This window comes from Roseibacterium elongatum DSM 19469, assembly GCF_000590925.1.
Classification (GTDB): domain Bacteria; phylum Pseudomonadota; class Alphaproteobacteria; order Rhodobacterales; family Rhodobacteraceae; genus Roseibacterium; species Roseibacterium elongatum.
This window is the reverse complement of the sequence record NZ_CP004372.1, coordinates 2121862-2146227: the sequence shown is the minus strand read 5'-3', so window position 1 is coordinate 2146227 and position 24366 is coordinate 2121862. Positions and strand designations below refer to the sequence as shown.

Below are 24366 nucleotides of genomic sequence, written 5' to 3'. Positions count from 1 at the left end.
GCCGCGATCATCGGCGCGGCAGTGTATACCGTACTGATCCGGGACCGCGACGCCCCGAACCAAGGGCTTCGCAAACACCCCCGCCCCGGCCGGATCCCCCGATCCGACCCCCGACGCGGCGTGCCCAAATCACGGTGAGGATCAGCGCCGATCATTCCGCCGCCTCTTGCGCGTCGGCCTGCATTGCCTCGGCCCGCAGCCGACGGATCAACTCCAGTTCGGACTGGAAATCGACGTAATGCGGCAGCTTGATGTGTTCCAGGAACCCCGTCGCCTGCACATTATCGGCATGGTAGAGAACGAACTCCGCATCCTGTGCGGGCGCGCCGACATAGTCCTCGCCCAATTCCTCCCACCGCAGGGCACGATCCACCAGCGCCATGGAAATCGCCTTGCGCTCGGTCTGCCCGAAGACGAGGCCGTAGCCGCGCGTGAATTGCGGCGGTTCGGTCCTGGACCCGGTGAACTGGTTTACCGTCTCGCATTCGGTCAGCACGACGTCTCCCAGCTCGATGGAAAAGCCCAGCTCGGGGATCTCCATCTCGACCGGCACGGTGCCGATGCGCAACTCGCCCACGAACGGATGGTTTCGGCCATAGCCGCGCTGCGTGGAATAGGCCATGGACAACACGAATCCCTCGTCGCCACGGGTCAGGGCTTGCAGGCGCAGGGGGCGGTCGGCGGGTAACTCCAAAGGCTCGCGCGTCAGGTCGCGCGGGGTCTCGGCACCCTCGGGTTCAGGCTGGATCAGGTCCTCGCGCGCGAGAAAGTCGGTGACATGCGGCAGCGGGTCCTGCGCCGCCGTCCCCTCACGTGCCGCGGGCGGCTGCAGCCCTTCGGCCGCCAGGGCGAAATCCAGAAGCCGATGCGTGTAGTCGAAGGTCGGGCCCAGCACCTGCCCGCCCGGCAGATCCTTGAAGGTCGCGCTGATGCGCCGGTCGCAGGCCATCGCGCCCGTGTCAACGGGATGGGTCGCGCCGAAACGCGGCAGGGTGGTGCGATAGGCGCGGATCAGGAACACCGCCTCGATCAGGTCGCCGCGCGCCTGCTTGATCGCCAGCGCGGCGAGATCGGGGTCGTAAAGCGAGCCCTCGGCCATCACCCTGTTCACGGCAAGGCTGAGCTGTTCGCGGATCTGCGCCAGGCTCAACTCGGCCACATCGGTGTCGCCGCGCCGTTCCTCGGCCAGCCAGGCATGGGCATTGTCGATCGCGCGCTCGCCGCCCTTTACGGCCACATACATGGATCAGCCCTCCTCTAGGCGGGTGGAGCGCGGCAAACCGGCCACGCGGTCGCCGCAGGTAAAGTAGGTATCGAACCCCAGCGGGAACTGCCGGCGGTTGGCCTGAAAGGCCGCGACGTCAGGCACCGACAGGCGCGCGCTGTCCTCGATGCCGGGGCCGGTCAGGGTCGCGCCCGCATTGTCCAGCGCGTCCAGCTCGACGATCAGGGTCGCCGCGCGGTCGGGGTATTCCGGCGTGCCGATCCGGAACCGCGTCACAGGCTGCAAACCCGACCACGTGCCCAAGGCAAAGGCCGCGTGCTCGGGCCCGACGACAGGCGCGGCGGTGTGAAAGGTGATCCAGCCGCGCAGCGCCTCGGTGTCATGGGACGGGGCCAGATAGAGGCCCGTCGTGCTGTCGCAAAGCGTCAGCAGCAGCGCGCCCGCCGCGGGCGAGGCCGGCGCGGGGGGCATCGCCCCGGCCATGGTCTCGATCCGCCCGGGACGCGACAGCGCCGACAGGGCCGCGCGAAAGGCATGTGCGGCGTCGCGCGGCGGATCGGCAAAGCCGCCGTCAAGAAACTGGGCCTGCATCAATTCTCTCCCCGGACCATGGTGAAGAACTCGACCCTGGTGGCCGCCGCCTTGGCCGCGCGCGCGGCCTTGGACGCCACCGCCTCGTCGCGCAGGGGCGCCAGAATGGCGGTCTCGATCGCCTTGGCCTCGCCGGCCTCGGACAAGGCGTCGATCAGCGCGGCCGCCAGCGCCGCGTCACGATCGCGGCCCTGCACATGGCCGTGCCCCACGGCACCGCCCGTCAGACGGACGGAACAGCGCGTCACGGTCATTTCGCCCAGGTTGAACGGCGCACCAGTCGCACCGGCGCGACCGCGCAGCATGACCGTGCCGACCTCGGGGGGGCGCAGCACCTCATGCGCGGGCGGGTCCGCCCGGTACGCCGCCCACAGCGCGCACAGGCGCTCCGACGGCGCCTTGGCCAGCGTCGACAGGCGCAGTTTCCGGGCCGCCATCGCCGCCGCGTCCGATACCTCGGGGGAAGAGATCGACATATTTTCGAGTTGTCCATTTTTCTATACAACTATACAAATCATACGAGGCCACCCGAGGCGGCACAAGCCCACGTGACATGAAGATTTGGTGACAGAATGGGACGCTCCCCCCTTTGGACCGCGATCCGCGACCGGTTGTCGGAAGAAATCGCCGATGGGCACTACGCCCCGGGCGACAAGCTGCCGACCGAGGCGAAATTGGCCGAACGCTTCGGCGTGAACCGGCACACAGTGCGCCGTGCCCTTGCCGATCTGGCCGAGACCGGCACGATCCATGCCCGGCGCGGCGCGGGCGTGTTCGTGCGCCATCGCCCGACGCCCTACCCCATTGGCCGCCGCGTCCGGTTCCACCAGAACCTGACCGCCGCCGGCCGCGTGCCCGAAAAACGCATCCTGCATCTGGAAACGCGCGCCGCCGGCCCGGACGAGGCCGAGGCCCTTTCGCTTGATGACGGGGCCGAGGTGCATGTCTACGAGGGGCTCAGCCTGTCAGACGGCGCACCCATCGCGCTGTTTCGTTCGGTCTTTCCGGCGGCGCGGTTCCCGCAGATGCTGCGCGCGCTGCAGGCCACGCAATCGGTGACCCAGGCGTTCAAGGCCAATGGCCTTGACGATTACACCCGAGCCCGAACGACGATCACGGCCAAGACGGCATCGCCCACCCTTGCCACGCATCTGCATCTGCCCGGTGGCGCGGCGATCTTGCGCACCGTCGGTGTGAATGTGGATGCCGCGGGCCGCCCGGTCGAATACGGGCGCACATGGTTCGCCGGCGACCGCGTCGCCTTGACCCTGGGCGAGGACGGTTGATCGCCGACACCGCGCAGACCACACTCGGGGATCAGATGGAATGAGGGAGGACACAGATGGGCACGTTCGACGAGGATCTGTTCGAAAAGGGGATGGAACGGCGCAAGGCCACGCTTGGCGAAGATTATGTCGCCAAAAGCTTCGAGAGCGCCGACGACCTGACCCAAGGCTTTCAAGAGGCGATGACCGCCTGGGCCTGGGGCTTTGGCTGGGGCGATGACGCCATCGACGCCAAGACCCGTAGCCTGATGAACCTGTCCATGCTGGGCGCGCTGGGGAAGATGCACGAATGGGAAATCCATTGCCGCGGCGCGATCCGCAATGGCGTCACCCGCGACCAGATCCGCGCCGCCGTGCATGTCGTCGCGATCTATTGCGGCGTGCCGCAGGCGCATGAATGTTTCCGTGTCGCCCGAAAGGTTCTGGCCGAGGAAGGGATGCTCTGACATGGCGCAGGGCGTTACCCTGCACCCCATCGGGCGGGTCGTCTCGAACCGGGCCGCGCCGGTCGATGACGACTGGGACAGCATCGCGGCCCGGATCGAGCTTGACCCAGCCCGGTTCACGCCCGAGGCGCTGATGGGCCTCGACCGCTTTTCCCATGCCGAGATCGTTTTTCTGTTCGACCGCGTGACGCCGGCGCAGATCGAAACCGGCGCGCGGCATCCGCGCGGCAACCCGGACTGGCCACGGGTCGGAATCTTTGCGCAGCGTGGAAAAAACCGCCCGAACCGCATCGGTGTCACGGCCTGCCGGGTGCTGGGGGTCGATGGGCTGGCGCTGCACCTTGCCGGTCTTGATGCCATCGACGGCACGCCGGTGCTGGACATCAAGCCGGTCATGTCGGGCTTTGCGCCGCGCGGGCCACTCAGGGAACCGGATTGGGCCAAGGTCCTGATGCAAGGCTACTGGCGCGCCTGATCGCCCTGCCCCTGCAATATCCGAACCAAGGCCGCGACCTGCGGCGACAGGTCGTCGGAACCGGGCAAGGCGATCATCAGGTCGCGCGTCGCCCAGGGCTCGTCGATGGGGATCATCACGATGCTGCCATCCCCAAGATAGGCCTCGACGGCGCCGAAGGGCAGGATCGCGATGCCAAGCCGCGCCTGCACCATGCGCCGCACGCCATCGAAGCTTTTGACTTCGACCGTGGTGCGGATGGTGATGCCCAGATCCTCGGCGCGTTTGTCGACATGGGCCTGCAGGGAACTGTTGCGCTGAAGGGCCACCACGCTGTGTCCGTCGAGATCGCGCAGGCGCAGCGTGCGCCGCGCGCTCAGCGGATGATCGGCCGGGGCGCAGACCACCAGCGTGTCGCGGCGATAGGGCAGCACATGCAGCCCCGCCGCCTGGGTGAAGGCCGAGAATATCCCCAGGTCCACCGCGCCGCTGCGCACCGCCTGGATGATCTCGACGCTTTCCATTTCGGCCATCTGAAGGCTGATGCCCGGATTGGACACAAGGAACTCGGCCAGGTCTTCGGGCAGGAACTGCGTGATGGCCGAGGTATTGGCCGCCATGCGGATCGCGCCGCGATGGCCGGCGGCGTGGTCCTCCAGCTCGGATTGCAGCCGCGCGACCTGCCCGGCCAGCACCTCGGCATGCCTGAGCATCAGCCGCCCGGCCTCGGTCAGGGTCACGCCGCGCCGATGCCGCCGGATCAACGCCACACCGGCCTGTTTTTCCAGATCCGAGAGGCGGCGGCTGGCGGCGGAGGCGGCAAGGCCCAGCTTGGCCGCGGCTGCAGCGATGCTGCCCTCCTGCGCGAGGCTGCGAAACAGGGCCAGCGAGGTCAGGTCATAGGCCATGGACACGCCCGCCCTTGCGTCACCCTTCCATGGTGCGCGATTGCGCCTGCTTGTGGTCGCGCATCGTCAGCCAGACCGAAAGCCCGAGGAAGAACACCGTCATCACATATAGCGTGATCGAGATCGGGCTGGCGATCAGGATGCTCCAATCGCCATCGGAAATCGACATCGCCCGGCGCAGGTTCCGCTCCATGTCGCCACCCAGCAGCAGCCCGAGAACCAGGGGCACGAGGCTGACGTCCATCTTGCGCAGGATGTAGCCTATGACCCCGAAAAACACCATCATCTCAAGATCGAAGACCGAGTTCGAGATGCCGTAGACCCCGACGAAGGTGACCGCCGCCACGATCGGCATCAAGGCCCAGGTCGGCGTCATCATCAGCCGGGTGAAGATACCGATCATCGGCAGGTTCAGGATCAGCAGCGCGATGTTGGCCATATAGAGCGAGGCGACCAGACCCCAGACCAGATCGGCCTGCCGTTCGAACAGCAACGGCCCCGGTTGCACGTTAAGCGAAATGAGCATCGCCAACAGCACGGGCGGTCGTGCCCGAGCCGGGAACGCCAAGGCTGAGCATCGGGATCAGGGCGCCGCCCGAGGCCGCGTTGTTGCCCGACTCCGGCGCCGCCACCCCGCGCGGATCGCCCTTGCCGAAGGTGCCGTTCTTGTTCGAGGTCTGCTTCTCGGCGACATAGGACATGAAGGACCCGAGCGAGGCCCCCGCCCCCGGCAGAACGCCGGCGACAAACCCGACGCCGGACCCGCGCAGCATCGCCCAGCGGGTGCGCCAGATCGCGCCCCATTGCGGCAGCCAGCTGCCCACCGGGATGGCCTTGGGCCGGTCCTTGAGATGCTTTTCCAACAGCATCAGGATTTCCGAGATCGCGAACAGGCCGACAAGGGCCACGATCGGCTCGATCCCGTCATAAAGGTGGAAACTGTCGAAGGTGTAGCGCGGCACGCCCGAGATCGGGTCGAGACCCACGGTCGCCAGCATCAGGCCGATCAGCGCGGACAGAAGGGTCTTGCGCGGATCGACCCCGGCGATCCCGCCAATGGTGGCGAAGGCGAGGATGTAGAGCGCGAAGTAATCCGCAGGGCCGAAATGGATTGCCGCGCGCGCCAGCACCGGCGCAAACAGCGACAGACCGATGACCGCGATGGTGGCCCCCACGAAGGACGCGACACCGGAAATGGCCAGCGCATTGGCCGCCTGGCCCTGCACCGCCATCGGATAGCCGTCGAGCGTGGTCATGATCGCCGGTTCGTCACCGGGAATGTTGAGAAGGATGGAACTGATCCGTCCGCCGTACATGCAGCCGAAATAGACGGCACAAAGCAGGATCATCGACGAGGTCGGATCGAAGCCGAAGGCAAAGGTCAGCGGGATCAGCACCGCGACCCCGTTCACCGGACCAAGACCCGGCAATGCGCCCAGCAGGGTCCCGATGAAACACCCCATCAGCAGCAGGCCGATATTGAGCGGCGTCAGGGCAACGACAAAGCCTTGACCCAAAAGCGACAGGATTTCCATGAAACGTCCCCCTGCCCCGCGTCAGTCGCTGACGAAGAGCTCTCCCAGGAAGTCGAGCGGCAGGCCCAGCACCTGATCGAACAATGCCCAAAGCGCAGGCGCCATGACCCCGCCGAGAATGACGGCCCGCCACGGCGCGCCCCCCAGAATGATGCCGATCAGCGCGATGAGCGCGAAGGTCGCCAGCGGAAAGCCCAGGGGCTCCAGCGCGATGGTATAGCCGACCAGCACGGCCAGAGCGGCGGCCTGACGGCCCAGGCGCTGTGGCGCGGGCCAATCGACCTGCCCCGCGGGGAATACCACGAGAGAGGCGGACAGGATCATCATCGGCATCCCGACAATGATCGGAAAGACCGTCGGCCCCAGCACATCGCCGAAGGTGATGGCGTAGGTCCCCGCCTGCCGTGTGTAGAGTGCCGCGATCACGAAGATCGCGACACCCAGTAGTCGTATGCTCATTCGATGACGCCGATATCGCGCGAGATCTGCTCCATCACCTCGGCCTGTTCACGCACGAAGGCTTCGAACTCGTCGCCGCCACGCCAGATCGGGACCAGACCGGACGCGGTGGCCGCTTCCTGCCATGCGTCGGAGTTGTAGAGCGTTTCCAGACGCTCGACCCAGGACGCGTATTCCTCGTCGGTGACGTCGCCGCCGGTGTAGAGCCCGCGCCAGTTGTAACCCGTCACGTCGATGCCTTGCGAGATCGCTGTGGGGATATCGGGGAAGGCCGGGATCGGATCGTCGCTCAGCGCCGCCAGAACGCGGATATCACCCGATTCGACAAAGCCCGCGATCTCGCCAAGGTCGGTCGACACCACATCGATCTGGCCGCCCATCATCTGCGTGACCGCGTCCGTGCCGCCGTCGAACTGCACCCAGCGGATGGCGCTGATGTCGTCCACGCCCGCGGCGTCGGCGACCATCAACAGGCGGATGTGGTCCCAGCCGCCCGCGCCAGACGAACCGGCGGTGACCAGCGCGGTCGGATCTTCGGCCATGGCCGCGTTCAGTTCTGCCAGGCTCTGAATCGGGCTGTCATTGTCCACGGCGATGACGCCCACATCGGCGCCCAGCATCGCAAGGTAGCGCATCGTATCCAGCGGCGCGGGGTAGCGGCCCTGCGCGATCTGGGTGATGCCCACGGTCGAGGTGGCCACGATCAATTCGGCATCGTCCGAGCGTTCCGAGGCGACCATCGCGAAGGTCACCGCCCCCACGCCGCCGGGCATGTTGGTGACCTGAACGTTGCCATCGACGAGATCCAGTTCCGTCAGGATCCGGCCGATGGTGCGGCAGGTAAAGTCCCAGCCGCCGCCGGGATTCGACGGGGCAATGCATTCATTGGCCGAGGCCGGGGTGGCGACCGTCACCATGGCGGTCATTGCCAAGCCCAGGGCCACCGACGTGTTGGTCAAGATTTTCATGTAACGTCCTCCCAAAAACGTGCAGCGAAGAATGATCAGTTGTGGCTGGATTGCAAGGGGATGCAACGGCAACCCGCAAGTCCCATCTTAAAGCGAGATGTCTACATCGCGTTTTGCGATGCCTGCTTCGGGCACATGGCGCCACGCCGGCGAACGGTCGATTCTGCCATGTTTGCCTTTGCTTGGCTCGACGAAGAGGCCCCCGCAATAGCGGCCATGACGGGTCCAATACGCTGTCAAGCTCGGCAGTCGAGCCGACCGTGGGCGCGGGCGCACCCGTCCCGCCCCTTGCCGAGGCCGGCGCATTCTTGCCAGACTGACGGTGCAGCCCCCCGTCGAACCACGGGCGGGACACGCCGAAAGGATGACAGACATGGCCAGCGCCACCCCCGTGCCACCGGGGTCCCACATCACCATTTGCGAGGTCGGGCCCCGCGACGGCTTTCAGAACGAAAAGACCTTCATCCCGACCGCGAAAAAGATCGAGATCGTCAACGCGCTGTTTGCCAGCGGGCTGCGGCACATGCAGGTGACCTCCTTCGTCAGCCCGCGCGCGGTGCCGCAACTGGCCGATGCCGAAGAGGTGTTGGCCGGGATCGACCGCCCCGAGGGGGCCTTTGTGACCGCGCTGGTGCCGAACCTGCGCGGTGCCGAACGGGCCGCCGGCGCGGGCGTCGATGCGGTGCATACCGTGGTTTCGGCCTCGGAGACGCATAACCTCAAGAACGTGAACCGCCCCGTCGATCAATCCCTGTCCGAGTTCGAGGCCGTTTTCGCCACGCTGGACAAGGCCGGCATCGCCATCGAGGGCGGCATCGCCACCGCCTTCGGCTGCCCCTTCGAGGGGATCGTACCGCCCCGGCAGGTCGCGCGCATCGCCAAACGGTATCAGGAGCTTGGTGCAAGCAGCGTCTCGCTGGGGGATACCACGGGCATGGCCACGCCGCTGACGGTGCAGGCCGCCATCCGCGCCATCCGCGACGCGGCGCCGGGGCTGGAGATCCATCTGCATTTCCACAACACGCGCGGCGTCGGCCTGGCCTGCGTCATGACCGGCCTGTCCGAGGGGGTCACCCATTACGATGCGTCCGTCGGGGGCCTTGGCGGCTGCCCGTTCGCGGCGGGGGCCACGGGCAATATCTGCACCGAGGATCTGGTCTATCTGCTGCAGGAAAGCGGCTACGAGAGCGGCGTGGATCTCGACAAGATCATCGCCGCCGCCACGCTGACGCAAGAGGTGATCGGCCGCCCCTTGCCCGGACAGGTGCTCAAAGCGGGGCCGCGCCTGAAACGCCATGACCCCGACCTGACCGTGACGGCCGCAGGATGAGCGCGCTTCCCCTTTCCGGCGTCCGGGTCATCGACCTGACGCGTATCCTGTCCGGTCCGTTCTGTTCCATGATCCTCGGTGATCTCGGGGCCGAGGTCGTCAAGATCGAGGCCCCCGGCGGCGACCATGTCCGCGGCCAGGGGCACAAGATCGACGGCCTGTCGTGGTATTTCGCGGGCTTCAACCGCAACAAGCAGTCGCTGGAACTGGACCTGCGCAAGCCCGAGGGCGTCGCCGTGCTGGAACGGCTGCTGGCGCGCGCCGACATCCTGACCGAGAATTTCCGCCCCGGCGTTCTGGCCAAGATGGGCCTGACCGAGGCCCGCCTGAACGAGATCAACCCCGATCTCATCGTGGTCAGCGTGAACGGATATGGCTCGACCGGGCCCTATGCCGACCGCCCGGCCTTTGACTTCATCGCGCAGGCCATGTCGGGCTACATGGCCACGAACGGCACGCCTGACACCGGCCCGCTGCGCACCGCGCCCCCCATCACCGACCTGGTGGCTGGACTTTACGCCGCGCTTGGGGCCGTCGCGGCCCTGCGCGGGCGCGAAAACGGCGGCCCGGCGCAGCGGGTCGAGGCGTCGATGATGATGTCCATGATGTCGATGATGGCCTATCTGTCCTCGAACGCGCTAGCCACGGGGCGCGACCCGGTGCCGACCGGCAACGATCACCCGATCGCCTCGCCCTATGGCCTGTTCCGGGCCTCGGATGGCGATATCGCGGTGGCCCCCTCGACCGAAGTGATCGTGCAACGTTTCATGAAGGAAATCGGGCTGTCGCACCTGTTGGACGAGCCACGCTTTGTCAACAACGCGATGCGGGTGCAGAACCGGGCCGAGCTGAACGCGCTGATCAATGCGGCGGTCGCGGGCGGCACGCAGGCGGAATGGATCGCGCGGTTGAACAAGGCCGGCGTCCCCTCGGGGCGCGTGCAATCGCTGACCGAGGCGCTGGCCGATCCGCAGGTCGCCGCGCAGGAGATGGTGCTCGACGTACCCCATCCGGGTCATGGCACGGTGAAGATGACGGGCTTCCCGATCAAGTTCTCGCAAACCCCGCTGCGCGTGCGCCATACGGTGCCAGACCTGGGCGAACATGGCCGCGAGGTCCTGCGTGCCGCTGGCTATGACGAGGCCGAGATCGACGCGCTGATCGCCAATGGCATCATGGGGGCGGGCGACCCCGCTGGATAGGGGCTGGCCCCGCGGGTCGGCCGCCCCGGTTGATGTTCGCGGGATAATCCCTATCCTTTCTGCATATGCAAACAGATCACCGCGACCTGACTGCCCCCATCGCCCCGCCCGCCCTGTTGACCCGCCTTCTGAACGGAACACTGGATGATCCGTTCGCGGTGCTTGGACCGCATGATCGGAGCGGCGACAGGATCGTCACCGTGTTCGTTCCGGGCGCGGACAGCGTTTCGGCGACGGTCGACGGCGCGCAATCAGCCCACCCGCTTGCCCCGGCCAAAGAATATGACGGCATATTCTTCGGCCCGGTTCCGGGCGATGCGCCTTACCGGCTGCAAGCCACCGCCCCGGGCGGCGTCGCGTGGGAGTTCGACGACCCTTATCGCTTTGGCCCGGTTCTGGGCGAGATCGACGACTACCTGATGGGCGAAGGGACCCACAAACGCCTTTGGGAGGTTCTGGGCGCCCATGTCATCACGCATGAGGGCGTGGCCGGCACGCATTTCGCGGTCTGGGCACCCAATGCCAAACGCGTGTCGGTGGCGGGCGGCTTCAACCTGTGGGACGGGCGGCGGCATGTGATGCGCCGCCGCGCCAATACCGGCGTATGGGAAATCTTCATCCCCGGCATCGGCGAGGGCGAACCCTACAAATACGAATTGCTTGGGGCGGACGGAAAACTCGGCCCGCTCAAGGCCGACCCGGTCGGCTTCGGCTCGCAACACCCGCCGGAAAACGCCTCGGTCGTGCGCGACATTCGCGGCTATGGCTGGCCCGATGACGACTGGATGGAGACGCGTGCCGGGCGCAAAGCCCGCACCGCGCCAATTTCGGTTTACGAGGTGCATCTGGGATCGTGGCGCCGCAAGGAAGGCGGGCGTCCCATTTCCTATGTCGAGGCGGCCGAGGAGTTGGTGGATTATGCCGCCGACATGGGCTTTACCCATATCGAACTGATGCCGATCAGCGAATATCCCTTCGATGGATCCTGGGGCTATCAGCCCGTGGGCCTGTTCGCGCCAACCGTGCGCCACGGGCCGCCGCATGAATTCCGCGATCTGGTTGCCGCAGCCCATAACAAGGGGCTTGGCGTCATCCTCGACTGGGTGCCGGGGCATTTCCCGACCGATCCGCATGGGCTGGGCCGTTTCGACGGCACCGCGCTTTACGAACATGCCGACCCGCGCGAGGGGTTCCATCAGGATTGGAACACGCTGATCTACAATTACGGGCGGACCGAGGTGAGGAACTACCTTGTGTCCAATGCGATCTACTGGCTCGAGGAATACCATGTCGACGGGCTGCGCGTGGATGCCGTCGCCTCGATGCTCTACCGCGACTATTCGCGGGCCGAGGGCGAATGGGTTCCCAACAAGGATGGCGGGCGCGAAAACTACGAAGCCATCGCCATGTTGCAGGAGATGAACATCGCCACCTATGGCGCGCAGCCCGGCATCATGACAGTGGCCGAGGAAAGCACCTCTTATCCCAAGGTCTCGGCCCCGGTCGATCAGGGTGGCTTGGGCTTCGGCTACAAATGGAACATGGGCTGGATGAACGACACGCTCGACTACATGTCGCGCGAGCCGATTTACCGACAACACCACCACCACCAGATGACCTTCGGCCTGACCTATGCGTTTTCCGAAAACTTCATCCTGCCGATCAGCCATGACGAGGTCGTGCATGGCAAAGGCTCGATGCTGACCAGGATGCCCGGGCCGGAGGATGAGAAATTCGCCAACCTGCGCGCCTATTACGGCTTCATGTGGGGGCATCCGGGCAAGAAGCTGCTGTTCATGGGGCAGGAGTTCGGCCAGCGGTCGGAATGGAACCATGACGCGCAGATCGACTGGGCGGCGCTGGACGATCCGCGCCACGCCGGGCTGCAGCGTCTGGTGCGCGACCTCAACACGCTCTATCGCGGCACGCCCGCGCTGCACGCGCTGGATGCCGACCCCAAGGGGTTCCAGTGGATCGAGGCCGATGATGCCGCCAATTCCGTCTACGCGTGGCTGCGCCGCGGCGGGCCGGACGACCCCAACGCCGTCATCATCTGCAACTTCACCCCCGTGGAACGCCCGGCCTACAAGCTGGGTCTGCCGGCCACTGGGCGCTGGCGCGAGGCGCTGAACACCGATGCCGAGATCTATGGCGGTGGCGGGCGCGGCAACATGGGCGCTGTCGATGCCGTAGGCAAGCCACGCCACGGCCAGGCGGCCAGCACCGAGATCTACCTGCCGCCGCTCTCCACGGTGATCCTGATCCACGAGGGCTGAGCGCCCCCGACATCATCAAGAATTAAGGAGCCGCGATGCCCCTGACCGACCGAATTGTGTTCGACGAGGACGCCGCCCGCGCCGAGGCCGAGGCCGCGGGCCACGCGCTCACCACCGCCGAGACGAGTTTCGAGGCCGAACGCGCCATCGCACGCCGCCTTGGTGGCCGGGTCGAGGGCGCGCGTGCGCTGTTCGGGTTCTGGACACCGGACCTGCTGGATCAGCGCGTGCCCTCGGGGGACATCTTCCTCGAGATCCTGTCGCCGGTCGAGCAACTGGACCTGACCCGCGCGCATCAGACCGTCCGGTTCGAACGCGCCTGGGTGCCCGTGATCCGCGAAGAGGCGCATTGCTTCACCGCCGTCACGGGCATGCGCGCGGGCAGCCGCGAGACCATCGGAGACTTCTATGCGCTGGCCTGGCGCGATGCCGAGGACCAGTGGCACCGCATCCTGGACCCGCTGGCCATGTCGCTGCCTTTTGGCGCGTTGGCCCCGGCGGAACTGTACGATACGGACGCCATGCAGGCGGGGCGCGGCGACGCCGCCTATTTCGAGGCGCTGCGCGGCGACGCCCCGCACAAGTTCGGCCCGCCGGGCAACATCCTGCAAATCCACGTGCCCACGGCAACGGCGGGTGGGACCCTCGCCAGCCTGACGCGCCACTACCAACGACTGGCCGAACGGGTCGCGCGCGACCTGCCGCTGGAACCCGCCGACCAGTTGTTTCTGGGCTATGACGCGGTGCAACTGTTGCCGGTGGAACCCACCACCGTCTACGAGAAAGGCCCGGATTTCTGGCAGGAACAGGCCGGTGACAGCGACGCGGTCGAGGTCTCGCTGCTCAGGCCCGACACGACGAACTGGGGCTATGACATCGTCATCGCGGGTATGTCCACGGTGAACCCTGTGCTGCTGGAATCCGGCCGCCCGGACGAGTTGATCGACCTGATCGCGGCACTGCATTCCTTTCCGAACAAGCCCAAGAAACTGATCCTCGACGTGGTGTTCGGCCATTCCGACAATCAGGGGCTCGATGCGCTGAACAGCCATTTCTTCGCCGGGCCGAACATGTATGGCCAGAACCTCGACTACCAGAACCCCGCCGTGCGCGCGATCCTGCTGGAGATGCAGCGCCGCAAGGTCGATTTCGGGGCCGATGGTGTGCGCGTCGACGGCGCGCAGGATTTCAAGTGGTGGGACAGCGCCGCGCAGGTCTTGCGCCATGACGACGATTTCCTGCAGGAAATGGCCGATACCGAACAACAGGTCGCCGGCACCCGCTATCGACCGTGGTTCATCTTCGAGGATGGCCGCCCCTGGCCGGACGAGGATTGGGAACTGTCCTCGGATTACCGCGCGGTGATCGAGACGCAGCGCGACGATGACGTGTTCCAATGGGGGCCGCTGACCTTCGCCCACAACACGCCGTTCCTTTATACCTTCTGGCTGTCGAAATTCTGGCGCATCCGCGAGATGCTGGACGTGGGCGCGAACTGGATCTCGGGCACCTCGAACCACGACACGTTGCGGCGCGGCACACAGGTGAACCCCAAGCTGAACGTGAACACGCGCCTTGGCCGCACGCGGATGGAGATCCTCGACAAGGCCTATGACAACCCCGCCGTCCATGTGCTGACCTATGTGGCGCTGCCCGGCGTGCCGATGGATTTCCTGAACGCCATGGCGCGGGCCAGTTGGGGCTTTATCCGCAATCAGGATGACCGCTACGGGGTCAAGGTCGTCGCCGAAGAGGCGATCAGCCTGAAATGGCAGGTCGATGAATACAGCTATTCGGTGCCCGCCAATTTCCGCCGGCTCAAGGAACTGGGCTTCGAGACGCGGGCGGACCTGGCGCGCTTCATGGAGTTTCTGCCCGCGCTGGTCGAGGTCACGGAATACGATCTGGAAGAAATCGCGCGCCTGCTGTCCAGGGCCGAACCGCCGCTGGCCGGGCCGGATTTCACCGTGGTCAACCTCAAGCGCATCGCGCGGGCGTGGATGGACGACATGCATGACTATTGCAACGTGTCGAACTCCCTGCCGTCGCTCGATGGCGAACAGGCCGCGTTCTGCCTGGCCACGCGCAATTTCCGCCGTGCGCGCCCATGGCTGCGCGACAATTACGGACCAAGGGACCATTTCGACCATTTGCGCCCGATCAAGGGGCGCACCGTCTTTGCCTCGCTCAGGCATGGCCCAGATGGCGAACAGGTCTTTTCCGTCGCCCATATGGAGGGCAAGCCGACCGAGGAAATCGACCCCCTGACCCTGCCCGTGCCGGGGATCGAAGGCACGGGCTGGCGGCTGGCGCTGCGGACACCGTCGATCGGCGGCGAGTATATCGGCGGGCCGATCACGCTGCACGACTCGATGGCGCTGGTTTACACCCGCGCGCCGCGCTGAGCGCTCAGCGTTTGTGCGCCGCCATGATGCGGGCGGCGTGCGCGATGCGCGGGTCGCGGCCCAGATCCGCCGCGCCGACAGGCAGGCGCTGGCGCCAATTCGGGTATTGGGTCGTCGTGCCCGGCAGGTTCGGCTGCGGCACGACATCCAGCGCGCATTCCACCTGCACCATGGCCAGCGCTGACCGGGTCGCGCCCAGTGCATGGTGCATCGCGTCGACCGAGGCCGGGTCGGTCCCTTTGGGTGCAACCTTGGCCGTCATCGCGTCGAAGGCCGCCACCTCGTCCTTGCGTCGCGCGAGTTCCCGGTCCGCGAATGCGGGCGTGACATGCCCCAGATCGCGCCGCGTCTCGATCTCGTGCCCCTGCCGCCAGCCTTTCCACGTCGGCAGATCATGGGTCGAGAAACTGGCGATGGATTTCGGCTCGAACCGCTCGGGCGCACGAAACACAGGCGCGTCGCCCGGCATCTGTTCAAAGAGTTGCAAGCGGCAGCTCTGAATTCCGGACGCCGCCAGCGCAGCGCGCAACCCGCGCGGCACATTGCCCAGATCCTCGCCCACCACCACGGCCCCCGCGCGCGCGGCCTCGAGCCTGACCACCGCCAGCATCGCGTCGCGCGGCATCTGCACATAGGCGCCCGGCGCACCCTCGGGCACCCAGAAGGCGCGGTCGAACCCGAGAATATGGTCGATCCGCACCGCCCCCGACAGCGCCATCTGGCAGCGCAGGGTTTCGGCCAGCGGGCGAAAGCCCTTGGCCACCAGCGCGCGCGGATTGAACGGGGCCAAGCCCCAGCTTTGGCCATCGGCGGAAAAGGCATCGGGCGGGGCCCCCAGCGACGCGCCAAAGGCGAAACTGTCGCGATCCTCCCAGGTTTCGGCCCCGGCGGGGTGCGTTCCCACGGCCAGATCGAGATAAAGGCCCAAGCCCATGCCTGCCGCCCTGGCCCGCCGATTGGCTGCCATCAGATCGTTTCGCGCGCGCCATTGCAGCCAGGCATGAAAGGTGACGGCCTCGGCCATCTCGGCCCCGGCCCGTGCCACCACGTCACTGGCGGGGTCCTGCAGGGCCGCGGGCCATTCCGCCCAATAGGCCCCGTGCCGGTCCGACAGGGCCTGATGCAGGGCGAACCGCGCAAGCGGCGCGCCTTCGTCACGGCGGAATGCGTCGAAATCGGCATCGCCGCCAGCGGATTGAAACACCGCGAAAGCGGCCTGCAGGGCCGCGCGGCGGCGCGGGATCTCGACCCCGTAGTCGATCAATGCGCCGGATGGCGCGGGCGACGTCCCGTCGCCGAGGTGAAACGCGCTCAGGCGGCGACGATGCGAGGGGGTGTAGGGGCTGAACCCCGCGGGATCGGCAAAGAACCCGGCATGGATCGGGTTCAACCCCAGAAACGCCGCCCCCTGTCGCGCCAGCCCCTCGGCCGCGATGGCCAGATCCTCGTAATCGGCCAAGCCGCCGAGAACGGCCGGACGCATCGCATGCAGCGGCGCCATCAACCCCCAGGCGCGGGGCGGCGCGGCAAGGCGCGCGGGCGCGACGATCACGCTACACCGCGCCCCGCCCACATGCAGATCGTGCAGGCCCAAGGGCAAGGCCGGCACCGTGTCGCCTCGCCCCTCTGCGGTGCGGCCATCCTCGCGTTCGAGGAACCAGACCGCATCCTCGGGCAGGACCCCACGCAAGGCGGTATCGGGCACGCCGACGACCCAATGTGGCAGCGTTCGCGCCGCCGTCTCGGCCTCCAACCCGGCCAGATGCCCGGCCGCCTCGGCCTCGTTGCGCACCGGCAGACCCATCGCCGCCAGGAGCGCCCGCATCGTCGCCTTGCCCGTGCGCCGCCGCCGTCCTGTCTGGTCGGTATAGGATGGGATGATCCCCGCCCGCTTGGCCAAGGCCGACAGCGCGTCAGCCATCGCGCGCCTCCAACACGCAAACCGCTACAGAGGGGCCCGTGATCCGCAGCGCGTCCCCGGCATCGATATCCCCGAACCAGGCCTGGCCACTGTCGATCCGGTGACGCCAGGACCATCCATCGGGCGGATCGGGCAAGGTGATCGTGGCCGCCGCGTCCCCGGCAGTGAACACCAGAAACAGCGCTTCCTCGCGCTCGGCATAGGCCGGGCTGCCAGAGGCCATGCGCAATTCGGCACAGAGCACGCGACGCTCGGGATCGTCCCAGTCGGCCTGCGTCATGGGCACGCCATCCTCGCGCCACCAGAACAGGTCCTCGACCCCGTCAACCGCACGTTCCTGACTGTGCAGGAACCGCTTTTGCCGCAGAATGGGGTGCGCCTTGCGAAACGCGATCAGCCCGCGCGTGAAGGCGCGGAACGCCTCGTCGGCTTGGCCCCAGTCGATCCAGCCCGTTTCATTGTCCTGGCAATAGGCATTGTTGTTGCCGTTCTGGCTGTGGCCGACCTCGTCCCCGGCCAGCAGCATCGGCGTGCCCTGGGCCAGCAACAGCGTCGCCATCATGTTGCGCCGCCGCCGCGCGCGCGCCGCGATCACGCCCGGATCGTCGCTTGGCCCCTCGACGCCGAAATTGTCCGAGAAATTCTCGCCATGGCCGTCGCGGTTATCCTCGCCATTGGCCAGGTTGTGGCGCTCCACGTAGGAAACGACATCGGCCAGCGTGAACCCGTCATGGGCCGTCAGCAGGTTGACCGAAGACGTGGCGTTGCGCCCCGAATGATCGAATTGCATCGCAGACCCGGTCAGGCGCTCGGCCAGTTCGGGCACCAGCCCGGCATCGCCACGCCAATAGCACCGCACGCCGTCGCGAAACTTGTCGTTCCATTCCATGAAGGGCGGTGGGAAGGCCCCGAGTTGATAGCCCCCCGGCCCGATATCCCAGGGCTCGGCGATCAGTTTGACGTTGGTCAGCACCGGGTCCTGCCGGATCGCGTCGAAAAACGCCGCGCCCCTGTGAAACCCGTGATCCGTGCGCCCCAGCGTCGAACACAGGTCAAAGCGGAATCCGTCCACATGCATCACCTCGACCCAGTAGCGCAGACTGTCGAGGATCATGCGCAGGACCATCGGGTGATCCACGTTCACCGTGTTTCCCGTGCCCGTGTCGTTGATGTAGCTACGTCCGTCCGAGGCGAGGCGGTAATAGCTGAGGTTGTCGAGGCCCCGGAAACACAGGGTCGGTCCCGTCTCGGACCCTTCGCAGGTGTGATTGTAGACCACATCCAGGATCACCTCGATCCCGGCGGCATGCAGCCGCGCGACCATGTACTGAAATTCGGCGATCTGCCCCGCGGTCAGGTAGCGCGGTTCAGGCGCGAAAAACCCCAGCGTCTGGTAGCCCCAGTAGTTCGTCAGCCCCTTTTCGACGAGGAACCGGTCATTCAGGAACGCCTGCGACGGAAGCAGCTCGATCGCCGTGATCCCGAGATCCGTGAGGTAATCCAGCACCGCGTCCGAGCCGAGCGCGAGAAAACTGCCCGGATGATCGGCCCCGGGAAACTGCTGCGTGAACCCTTTGACATGCGCCTCGTACAGGATCGTCTCGGCCTCGCGGGTGTGCGGCGGACGATCCTCGCCCCAGGAAAAGCTGGGGTCCTCGACCGAACAGCGCGGCATGTAGGGGGCGCTGTCACGCTTGTCGAAGCTCAGGTCCTGGTGGCTGTGGCCCACCGTATAGCCCATCAGCGCGTCATGCCAGCGCGGGTGGCCCGTCAGGCGTTTGGCATAAGGGTCGATCAACAGCTTGTTGTAGTTGAAGCGATGCCCCTGATGCGGGGCATAGGGCCCATCGGCGCGCAACCCGTAAAGCTGCCCCGGCCGCAGCCCCGACACGTAGCCGTGCCACACGTCACCATCGCGTTCGGGCAAGTCCAGGCGCGCCGTCTCGTGCCGGCCGTCTTCGGAAAACAGGCAGACGGTGATGCGCGTGGCATGTTCCGAGAACACGGCGAAATTCACGCCCTCGCCATCGAATGTCGCCCCCAGGGGCGCGGCGCGGCCTTCGGCCATCATCGGTTTTGGGGTCATGCGGGGTCAGCCACCTCGTGATAGAGCCGGGCATAGGCGGCGGCCGAGGCCGCCCACCCGACGGGCTGGGCCATGGCATTGCGCTGCATGCGGGCCCAGGTCGTCTTGTCCTGGTAGAGCGTACATAGGTCGATCAACCCCAGGGCAAGCGCATGGGCCGTGGGCGGGGTAATCTGGATGCCCGTCGCCACCCCCTTTGACAGGGCGGCGGGGTTTGCCGGGATAACCGTATCTGCCAGCCCCCCGGTCAGCGCCACAAGCGGGATCGTGCCGTAGCGGAGCGCATAAAGCTGCGTCAGACCGCAGGGCTCGAACCGCGAGGGCACAAGGATCGCGTCCGCCCCGGCGATCAGACGGTGCGACATCGCCTCGTCATAGCCGATATGGACGGCGACATTCTCGTGGTGCGCCGCGTCGCGGAACGCAGCCTCCAACGCGGCCTCGCCCGTGCCCAGAAGCACCAGTTGACCGCCCCGGTCCACCAGCGCGGGCAAGGCGTCGATCAAAAGGTCCAGACCCTTTTGCTCGGTCAGGCGCGAGACCACAACGCAAAGCGGTCCGCCCGCCTCGGGCAGGGCGAACTCCTGCCGCAGGGCTTTCTTGTTCTTTGCCTTGCCGCGCGGGCTCTTGTAGCGCGCGACGATATGGGGGTCGGTGGCCGGGTTCCAGATCTCGGTGTCGATGCCGTTCAGGATGCCCGCCAGATCGCCCGCGCGCGCCTCGATCACGCCGTGCAGGCCGGCGCCGAACTCGGGCCGCGTCAATTCCCGCGCATAGCTTGGCGACACCGTGGTGATCCGGTCCGACCAGAGCAGACCGGCCTTCAGCGCGTCGATCTGCCCCCAGAATTCGAACCCGCCATCCTGCACGAAATCGGCCGGGTCCAGCCGCAGCGCGCCCAACCTGTCGGCCGCGGCCGTACCGTGAAAGGCGATGTTGTGGATGGTGAAGACTGTGGGAACATCCGCACCGCGCTTTTTTAGGTAATAGGGCGCGAAACCCGCCTGCCAGTCATGGCCATGCACCAGATCGGGACGCCATGTGCCCACCCCCTCGGCCGCCACCCGCGCCGCCATCCACGACAGCGCGGCGAAGCGCTCGGGATTGTCGGGCCAATCCTGCCCGCCCGGCCCCATGTAGAGCGACCCGTCGCGGTCGAAGAGATGCGGCGCATCGAGCACCAGCAGGTCGATCCCGGCCGCCTGCGCCGACACCAGCCGCCCCGGCCCGCCGAACAGGTCGTCGTCGTGCAACACCCCCTCACCCTTGCCGATCGCCGCCATCACGGCCGGGTAGCCGGGCAGCATGACCCGCATCTCGACACCCGCCTGCGCCATCACGCCGGGCAGGGCGCCGACCACATCGGCCAGTCCCCCCGTCTTGACGAAGGGCACGCATTCCGAGGCGACGGACAGGACCTTCATCCCAAAGCCGCCGCGCGGGCTTCGATCATCTTTCGGGTGATCAGCGTCACGCCCCCTTCCGAGACGCGAAACCACTTGGCATCTTCCTCGGGGTCTTCGCCCACGACCAGCCCCTCGGGGATCTGCACGCCGCGGTCGATCACGACCTTGGTCAGCCTTGCATGACGCGCGATATTGGCGTGCGGCAGGACCACCGCCTGATCGAGGCTGGAATAGCTGTTGGTGTGAACCATGGTGAACAGCAGCGATTGACGGATCTCGGTGCCCGAGATGATGCAGCCGCCCGACACCAGCGAACTGACGGCGGTGCCGCGCCGGTTTTCCTCGTCATGGATGAATTTCGCGGGCGGCACGATCTCGGAATAGGTCCAGATCGGCCAGTTGTGGTCCCAAAGGTCCAGATCGGGGGTAAAGCCCGTCAGATCGACATTCGCCTTCCAGAAGGCATCGAGCGTGCCCACGTCACGCCAATAGGCCGGGGCGTCGGGCGCATGGCGCACGCAACTGTCCGCGAAACGATGCGCCATGGCTTTGCCGGTCTTGACGATGTCGGGAATGATGTCGCCGCCAAAATCATGGCTGGAATTCGGGTCTGCGGCGTCGGCGATCAGCAATTCGCGCAGGAGTTTCCACGAGAACACGTAAATCCCCATCGAGGCCAGCGCGACAGTCGGGTCATCGGGCGTGCCGGGGGGGTCGGCGGGCTTTTCGAGAAAGCTGGTGATGCGGTCCTGCGCGTCCACACCCATCACGCCGAATGCCGTCGCCTCGGCGCGCGGGACGGTCAGGCAGCCCACGGTCACGTCGGCCCCGGTTTCGACATGCTGGCGGATCATCCGCTCGTAATCCATCTTGTAGATGTGATCGCCCGCAAGGATCAGCACGTAATCGACGCCGTAGCTGTCGACGATGTCGATGTTCTGCGTCACAGCATCGGCCGTGCCGAGATACCACTGATGCTCCGACACGCGCTGGCTGGCCGGCAGAATATCGAGGTATTCGTTGCGCTCGGGCCGGAAAAAGCTCCACCCGCGCTGGCAGTGCCGGATCAGCGAATGCGCCTTGTATTGCGTGGCGATCGCCATCTTGCGAATGCCCGAGTTCAACGCATTGGACAGGGCAAAGTCGATGATCCGCGCCTTGCCGCCGAAATAGACGGCCGGTTTCGCGCGGTTGTCGGTCAGTTCCTTCAGCCGGCTTCCGCGGCCACCGGCCAGGACAAAGGCCATGCTCTTGCGCATGAGGCGTGATGAGCTGTCGACCATGGGCTGCGGCCCTCCCTTTTGCCGGTCATGTGCATCGCCAGAGCACGGCCAAACCGGCAGGTACCCCGACGATCGGATGGCATGGCCGCGTCAGCGCTTTCATCGCCACCCACATCCTCGGCCAGCCTAGGGCAACGCGGCGCAGTTGCAACCGCCCCGACAGACGGGGCGGGCGCGTTCAGATCACCGGCGCGGCGCTCCACACATCCCTGAGATAGCCGCGAATTGTCCGGTCGGACGAGAACCAGCCAGACCGCACGGTGTTGCGCGCAGCCATCCGCGTCCAGGCATCGGCATCGCGATAGGCGGCATCCACGGCCCGTTGCGCGTGCCAGTAATCGCTGAAATCCGAGCAGACGAGGAAGTAATCGGGCCCCGACAGGTTGTCGACGAGATGGGCGTAGCGCTCCGGCTCATCCGGGCAGAAGGTCCCGTCGCGCACCGCCGCCAGGGCGGCGGCGAGGCGTGGATCATCGGCAATGGCGCGGGCGGCATGGTCGTCGATCTCGCGGCGGGCCACCACCTCATCGGCCGTCATCCCGAAGAGAAAGAAGTTCTCTTCCCCGACACGCTCGCGGATTTCCACATTGGCGCCGTCCAGCGTTCCGATGGTCGGCGCACCGTTCAGCGCGAACTTCATGTTGCCGGTGCCCGAGGCCTCCTTGCCGGCGGTCGAGATCTGTTCCGACAGGTCCGAGGCCGGGATCAGCCGCTCGGCCAGGGTGACGTTGTAATTCGGCAGGAACACGATCTTGAGCTTGTCGCGCGTGACCGGGTCGGCATTCACCACATCGGCCACGTCGTTGATCAGGCGGATGATGTCCTTGGCAAAGTAGTACCCGGGCGCCGCCTTGCCGGCAAAGATCTTGACCCGCGGGGTCCAGTCGGCGTCGGGTGCGGCCCGGATCGCCTGCCACAACGCAATGGCCTCGAGGATGTTCAGGTGCTGGCGCTTGTATTCATGCAGACGCTTGATCTGCACGTCGAACATCATCGCCGGGTCCAGCGCGATGCCATGCGTGGCCTCGATCCACGCGGCGAGATCGGCCTTGTTGGCGCGCTTGGCCTCGGCATAGGCCGACAGGAAGGCCGGGTCGTCGACATGGCCCTCCAGCTGCGCCAGCTGTTCGAGATCGCCGACCCAGTCCTCGCCGATCCGTGCGGTGATCAGGCTGGCCAGCCGCGGGTTCGACGACAACAGCCAGCGCCGCGGCGTCACGCCGTTGGTCTGGTTGACGATGCGTTCGGGGTGCAGGGCGTTCAGTTCCTCGAACACGGTCGATTTCATCAACTCGGTGTGCAGCGCCGAGACGCCGTTCACCCGATGCGCCATGACGAAACTCAATTCGCCCATCTTGACCACGCCGGGTTCGCGGATCGTCACGCTGCTGGACGGGTACGCCGCGCGATGGGCCGTGTCGATCCGGTCGATGATCTCCAGATGCCGGGGCAGAAGACGGCCGAACAGGTCGTCGGACCACCGCTCCAGCGCCTCGGGCAAAAGCGTGTGGTTGGTGTAGCCCAGGGTGTTGCGGGCAAGGTCCATCGCCTCGTCGAAGGGCACGCCGTTCTCGTCATGCAACAGGCGCACCAGTTCGGGCCCGGCGATGGCCGGATGCGTGTCGTTGAGCTGGATCGCGACCTTTTCGGGGAGTTTGTGCAGATCGCCATGTTCCGTCTCGAAGCGGCGTAGAATGTCGGCCAGCGAGGCGGCGGTAAAGAAATACTCCTGCTTGAGGCGCAACTCCTTGCCGATCTCGGTCGTGTCGTCGGGATAGAGCACCCGGCTGATCGTGCGGGCCATCGCCTCGGGCGCGGCGGCGGCGACGAAATCGCCACGGTTGAAACTGTCGAGATCGAACCCTTCCTCGGGCTTGGCGGCCCACAGGCGCAGCGTGTTCGCCCAACGCCCCTGCCAGCCGACGATCGGCGTGTCGTAGGCCGCCGCGATCACGGCCTCGGCCGGGGTCCAGCCGGCCTTTTGCGCTCACCCCCAAATCCGATGCGATAACGCGCCTCGGGGCGCTCGATTCCCAGGCGTGGTGCTGCTGCAACCATTTTTCCGGCAACTCGACCTGTCGGCCATCGACGATGCGCTGGCGAAAGAGGCCGTGCTCATAGCGGATGCCATAGCCATGGGCCGGGACGCCAAGACTGGACAGGGATTCCAGAAAACAGGCCGCCAGACGGCCCAACCCGCCATTGCCCAGCGCCGCATCGGGTTCATTGGCGATCACCTGCCAGGGATCGAGGCCCAACGCCGTCAATGCCTCGCAGGTGTCGTCCAGCAGCCGCAGGTTGACCAGCCCGTCCTGCAACAGCCGCCCGATCAGGAACTCCATCGACAGGTAATAGACACGTTTTGCCCCGGTCTCGTAGCTTTTGCGGGTCGAGGCGAACCAACCGTCCACAATCCGGTCGCGCACCGCAAAGGACAGCGCCATGCGCCAGTCATAGGTGGTGGCGTGGTCGGCATCCTTGCCCATCGTGTAGGTCAGATGGTGCAGGATTGCGCTGCGCATGCCCTTGGCATCCACGGGCGTCAGGAAGTTCATGTGGCGCTGCCTCTGCTTCTTTCTCGCGTG

The 24366-nt window shown here is 66.3% G+C and carries 17 protein-coding genes and 2 pseudogenes; 7 read left to right on the top strand and 12 right to left on the bottom strand.

Annotated features, from left to right (window positions below; translation table 11 throughout):
• Nucleotides 1-151: 151 nt before the first annotated feature.
• The 3 genes from ROSELON_RS10400 to phnG are packed head-to-tail and all read right to left on the bottom strand — an operon-like array spanning nucleotide 152 to nucleotide 2292.
• The gene (locus tag ROSELON_RS10400; protein WP_025312336.1) at nucleotides 152-1243 is read right to left on the bottom strand and encodes a carbon-phosphorus lyase complex subunit PhnI; all 1092 of its coding nucleotides are present in this window, start codon (nucleotides 1241-1243) and stop codon (nucleotides 152-154) included.
• 3 nt (nucleotides 1244-1246) lie between these two features.
• Complete coding sequence (gene phnH / locus ROSELON_RS10395; RefSeq protein ID WP_025312335.1) at nucleotides 1247-1816, bottom strand: phosphonate C-P lyase system protein PhnH; 570 nt, start codon at nucleotides 1814-1816, stop codon at nucleotides 1247-1249.
• Entirely contained in the window at nucleotides 1816-2292 is a 477-nt protein-coding gene (gene phnG, locus ROSELON_RS10390; RefSeq protein WP_025312334.1) for a phosphonate C-P lyase system protein PhnG, read from the bottom strand. Before phnG ends, phnH begins: the two co-directional genes overlap by 1 nt.
• 96 nt (nucleotides 2293-2388) lie before the next feature.
• Here phnG and phnF point away from each other — a divergent pair, with 96 nt between their 5' ends.
• The 3 genes from phnF to ROSELON_RS10375 are packed head-to-tail and all read left to right on the top strand — an operon-like array spanning nucleotide 2389 to nucleotide 4023.
• Nucleotides 2389-3102, top strand: a complete 714-nt coding sequence (phnF, locus tag ROSELON_RS10385) for a phosphonate metabolism transcriptional regulator PhnF (RefSeq protein ID WP_025312333.1) — start codon at nucleotides 2389-2391, stop codon at nucleotides 3100-3102.
• Between the two features lie 56 nt (nucleotides 3103-3158).
• On the top strand, nucleotides 3159-3548 hold the full coding sequence (locus tag ROSELON_RS10380; RefSeq protein WP_025312332.1) for a carboxymuconolactone decarboxylase family protein: 390 nt from the start codon (nucleotides 3159-3161) through the stop codon (nucleotides 3546-3548).
• Between the two features lies 1 nt (nucleotide 3549).
• Complete coding sequence (locus tag ROSELON_RS10375; protein WP_025312331.1) at nucleotides 3550-4023, top strand: SAM-dependent methyltransferase; 474 nt, start codon at nucleotides 3550-3552, stop codon at nucleotides 4021-4023.
• Here the strand turns inward: ROSELON_RS10375 and ROSELON_RS10370 are convergent.
• The 4 genes and pseudogenes from ROSELON_RS10370 to ROSELON_RS10355 form a co-directional block, all read right to left on the bottom strand.
• A complete protein-coding gene (locus ROSELON_RS10370) occupies nucleotides 4008-4910 on the bottom strand; it encodes a LysR substrate-binding domain-containing protein (protein ID WP_038650361.1) in 903 nt (300 codons plus the stop codon). The two genes, ROSELON_RS10375 and ROSELON_RS10370, sit on opposite strands and share 16 nt — an antisense overlap.
• A gap of 19 nt (nucleotides 4911-4929) precedes the next feature.
• Nucleotides 4930-6445: pseudogene (locus ROSELON_RS10365) on the bottom strand (tripartite tricarboxylate transporter permease).
• Between the two features lie 21 nt (nucleotides 6446-6466).
• Nucleotides 6467-6904, bottom strand: coding sequence for a tripartite tricarboxylate transporter TctB family protein (locus tag ROSELON_RS10360; RefSeq protein ID WP_025312329.1), 438 nt, complete (start codon nucleotides 6902-6904; stop codon nucleotides 6467-6469).
• Nucleotides 6901-7872, bottom strand: a complete 972-nt coding sequence (locus tag ROSELON_RS10355) for a Bug family tripartite tricarboxylate transporter substrate binding protein (protein WP_025312328.1) — start codon at nucleotides 7870-7872, stop codon at nucleotides 6901-6903. Before ROSELON_RS10355 ends, ROSELON_RS10360 begins: the two co-directional genes overlap by 4 nt.
• 373 nt (nucleotides 7873-8245) lie before the next feature.
• Here ROSELON_RS10355 and ROSELON_RS10350 point away from each other — a divergent pair, with 373 nt between their 5' ends.
• The 4 genes from ROSELON_RS10350 (at nucleotide 8246) to gghA (ending at nucleotide 15085) form a co-directional block, all read left to right on the top strand.
• Nucleotides 8246-9202 carry a hydroxymethylglutaryl-CoA lyase gene (locus tag ROSELON_RS10350; protein WP_025312327.1) on the top strand — a complete coding sequence of 319 codons (957 nt, stop codon included), beginning with the start codon at nucleotides 8246-8248 and terminating at the stop codon, nucleotides 9200-9202.
• On the top strand, nucleotides 9199-10404 hold the full coding sequence (locus ROSELON_RS10345) for a CaiB/BaiF CoA transferase family protein (protein WP_025312326.1): 1206 nt from the start codon (nucleotides 9199-9201) through the stop codon (nucleotides 10402-10404). The genes ROSELON_RS10350 and ROSELON_RS10345 overlap by 4 nt, the downstream gene beginning before the upstream one ends.
• Before the next feature lie 65 nt (nucleotides 10405-10469).
• Nucleotides 10470-12680, top strand: a complete 2211-nt coding sequence (gene glgB, locus ROSELON_RS10340) for a 1,4-alpha-glucan branching protein GlgB (RefSeq protein ID WP_051508398.1) — start codon at nucleotides 10470-10472, stop codon at nucleotides 12678-12680.
• A gap of 35 nt (nucleotides 12681-12715) precedes the next feature.
• On the top strand, nucleotides 12716-15085 hold the full coding sequence (gene gghA, locus ROSELON_RS10335; RefSeq protein WP_025312324.1) for a glucosylglycerol hydrolase: 2370 nt from the start codon (nucleotides 12716-12718) through the stop codon (nucleotides 15083-15085).
• A 4-nt stretch (nucleotides 15086-15089) separates the two neighbouring features.
• Here the strand turns inward: gghA and malQ are convergent, their stop codons facing one another.
• From malQ to ROSELON_RS10310, 5 genes and pseudogenes are all read right to left on the bottom strand, one after another.
• On the bottom strand, nucleotides 15090-17006 hold the full coding sequence (gene malQ, locus ROSELON_RS10330) for a 4-alpha-glucanotransferase (protein WP_025312323.1): 1917 nt from the start codon (nucleotides 17004-17006) through the stop codon (nucleotides 15090-15092).
• Nucleotides 16999-19092 carry a glycogen debranching protein GlgX gene (gene glgX, locus ROSELON_RS10325; protein ID WP_025312322.1) on the bottom strand — a complete coding sequence of 698 codons (2094 nt, stop codon included), beginning with the start codon at nucleotides 19090-19092 and terminating at the stop codon, nucleotides 16999-17001. The genes malQ and glgX overlap by 8 nt, the downstream gene beginning before the upstream one ends.
• Nucleotides 19089-20516 carry a glycogen synthase GlgA gene (glgA, locus tag ROSELON_RS10320; protein WP_025312321.1) on the bottom strand — a complete coding sequence of 476 codons (1428 nt, stop codon included), beginning with the start codon at nucleotides 20514-20516 and terminating at the stop codon, nucleotides 19089-19091. The genes glgX and glgA overlap by 4 nt, the downstream gene beginning before the upstream one ends.
• Complete coding sequence (gene glgC, locus ROSELON_RS10315; protein ID WP_084613764.1) at nucleotides 20513-21781, bottom strand: glucose-1-phosphate adenylyltransferase; 1269 nt, start codon at nucleotides 21779-21781, stop codon at nucleotides 20513-20515. The genes glgA and glgC overlap by 4 nt, the downstream gene beginning before the upstream one ends.
• A 178-nt stretch (nucleotides 21782-21959) precedes the next feature.
• Nucleotides 21960-24336: pseudogene (locus tag ROSELON_RS10310) on the bottom strand (glycogen/starch/alpha-glucan phosphorylase).
• Between the last annotated feature and the right edge of the window lie 30 nt (nucleotides 24337-24366).

Coding starts and splice junctions, on each gene's coding strand:
- ROSELON_RS10375 (WP_025312331.1), top strand. CDS start 3,550: ATGGCGCAGGGCGTTACCCTGCACCCCATCGGGCGGGTCGTCTCGAAC.
- ROSELON_RS10360 (WP_025312329.1), bottom strand. CDS start 6,904: ATGAGCATACGACTACTGGGTGTCGCGATCTTCGTGATCGCGGCACTC.
- ROSELON_RS10380 (WP_025312332.1), top strand. CDS start 3,159: ATGGGCACGTTCGACGAGGATCTGTTCGAAAAGGGGATGGAACGGCGC.
- glgC (WP_084613764.1), bottom strand. CDS start 21,781: ATGGTCGACAGCTCATCACGCCTCATGCGCAAGAGCATGGCCTTTGTC.
- phnF (WP_025312333.1), top strand. CDS start 2,389: ATGGGACGCTCCCCCCTTTGGACCGCGATCCGCGACCGGTTGTCGGAA.
- phnG (WP_025312334.1), bottom strand. CDS start 2,292: ATGTCGATCTCTTCCCCCGAGGTATCGGACGCGGCGGCGATGGCGGCC.
- glgA (WP_025312321.1), bottom strand. CDS start 20,516: ATGAAGGTCCTGTCCGTCGCCTCGGAATGCGTGCCCTTCGTCAAGACG.
- ROSELON_RS10350 (WP_025312327.1), top strand. CDS start 8,246: ATGGCCAGCGCCACCCCCGTGCCACCGGGGTCCCACATCACCATTTGC.
- malQ (WP_025312323.1), bottom strand. CDS start 17,006: ATGGCTGACGCGCTGTCGGCCTTGGCCAAGCGGGCGGGGATCATCCCA.
- ROSELON_RS10355 (WP_025312328.1), bottom strand. CDS start 7,872: ATGAAAATCTTGACCAACACGTCGGTGGCCCTGGGCTTGGCAATGACC.
- ROSELON_RS10370 (WP_038650361.1), bottom strand. CDS start 4,910: ATGGCCTATGACCTGACCTCGCTGGCCCTGTTTCGCAGCCTCGCGCAG.
- gghA (WP_025312324.1), top strand. CDS start 12,716: ATGCCCCTGACCGACCGAATTGTGTTCGACGAGGACGCCGCCCGCGCC.
- glgX (WP_025312322.1), bottom strand. CDS start 19,092: ATGACCCCAAAACCGATGATGGCCGAAGGCCGCGCCGCGCCCCTGGGG.
- phnH (WP_025312335.1), bottom strand. CDS start 1,816: ATGCAGGCCCAGTTTCTTGACGGCGGCTTTGCCGATCCGCCGCGCGAC.
- ROSELON_RS10400 (WP_025312336.1), bottom strand. CDS start 1,243: ATGTATGTGGCCGTAAAGGGCGGCGAGCGCGCGATCGACAATGCCCAT.
- ROSELON_RS10345 (WP_025312326.1), top strand. CDS start 9,199: ATGAGCGCGCTTCCCCTTTCCGGCGTCCGGGTCATCGACCTGACGCGT.
- glgB (WP_051508398.1), top strand. CDS start 10,470: ATGCAAACAGATCACCGCGACCTGACTGCCCCCATCGCCCCGCCCGCC.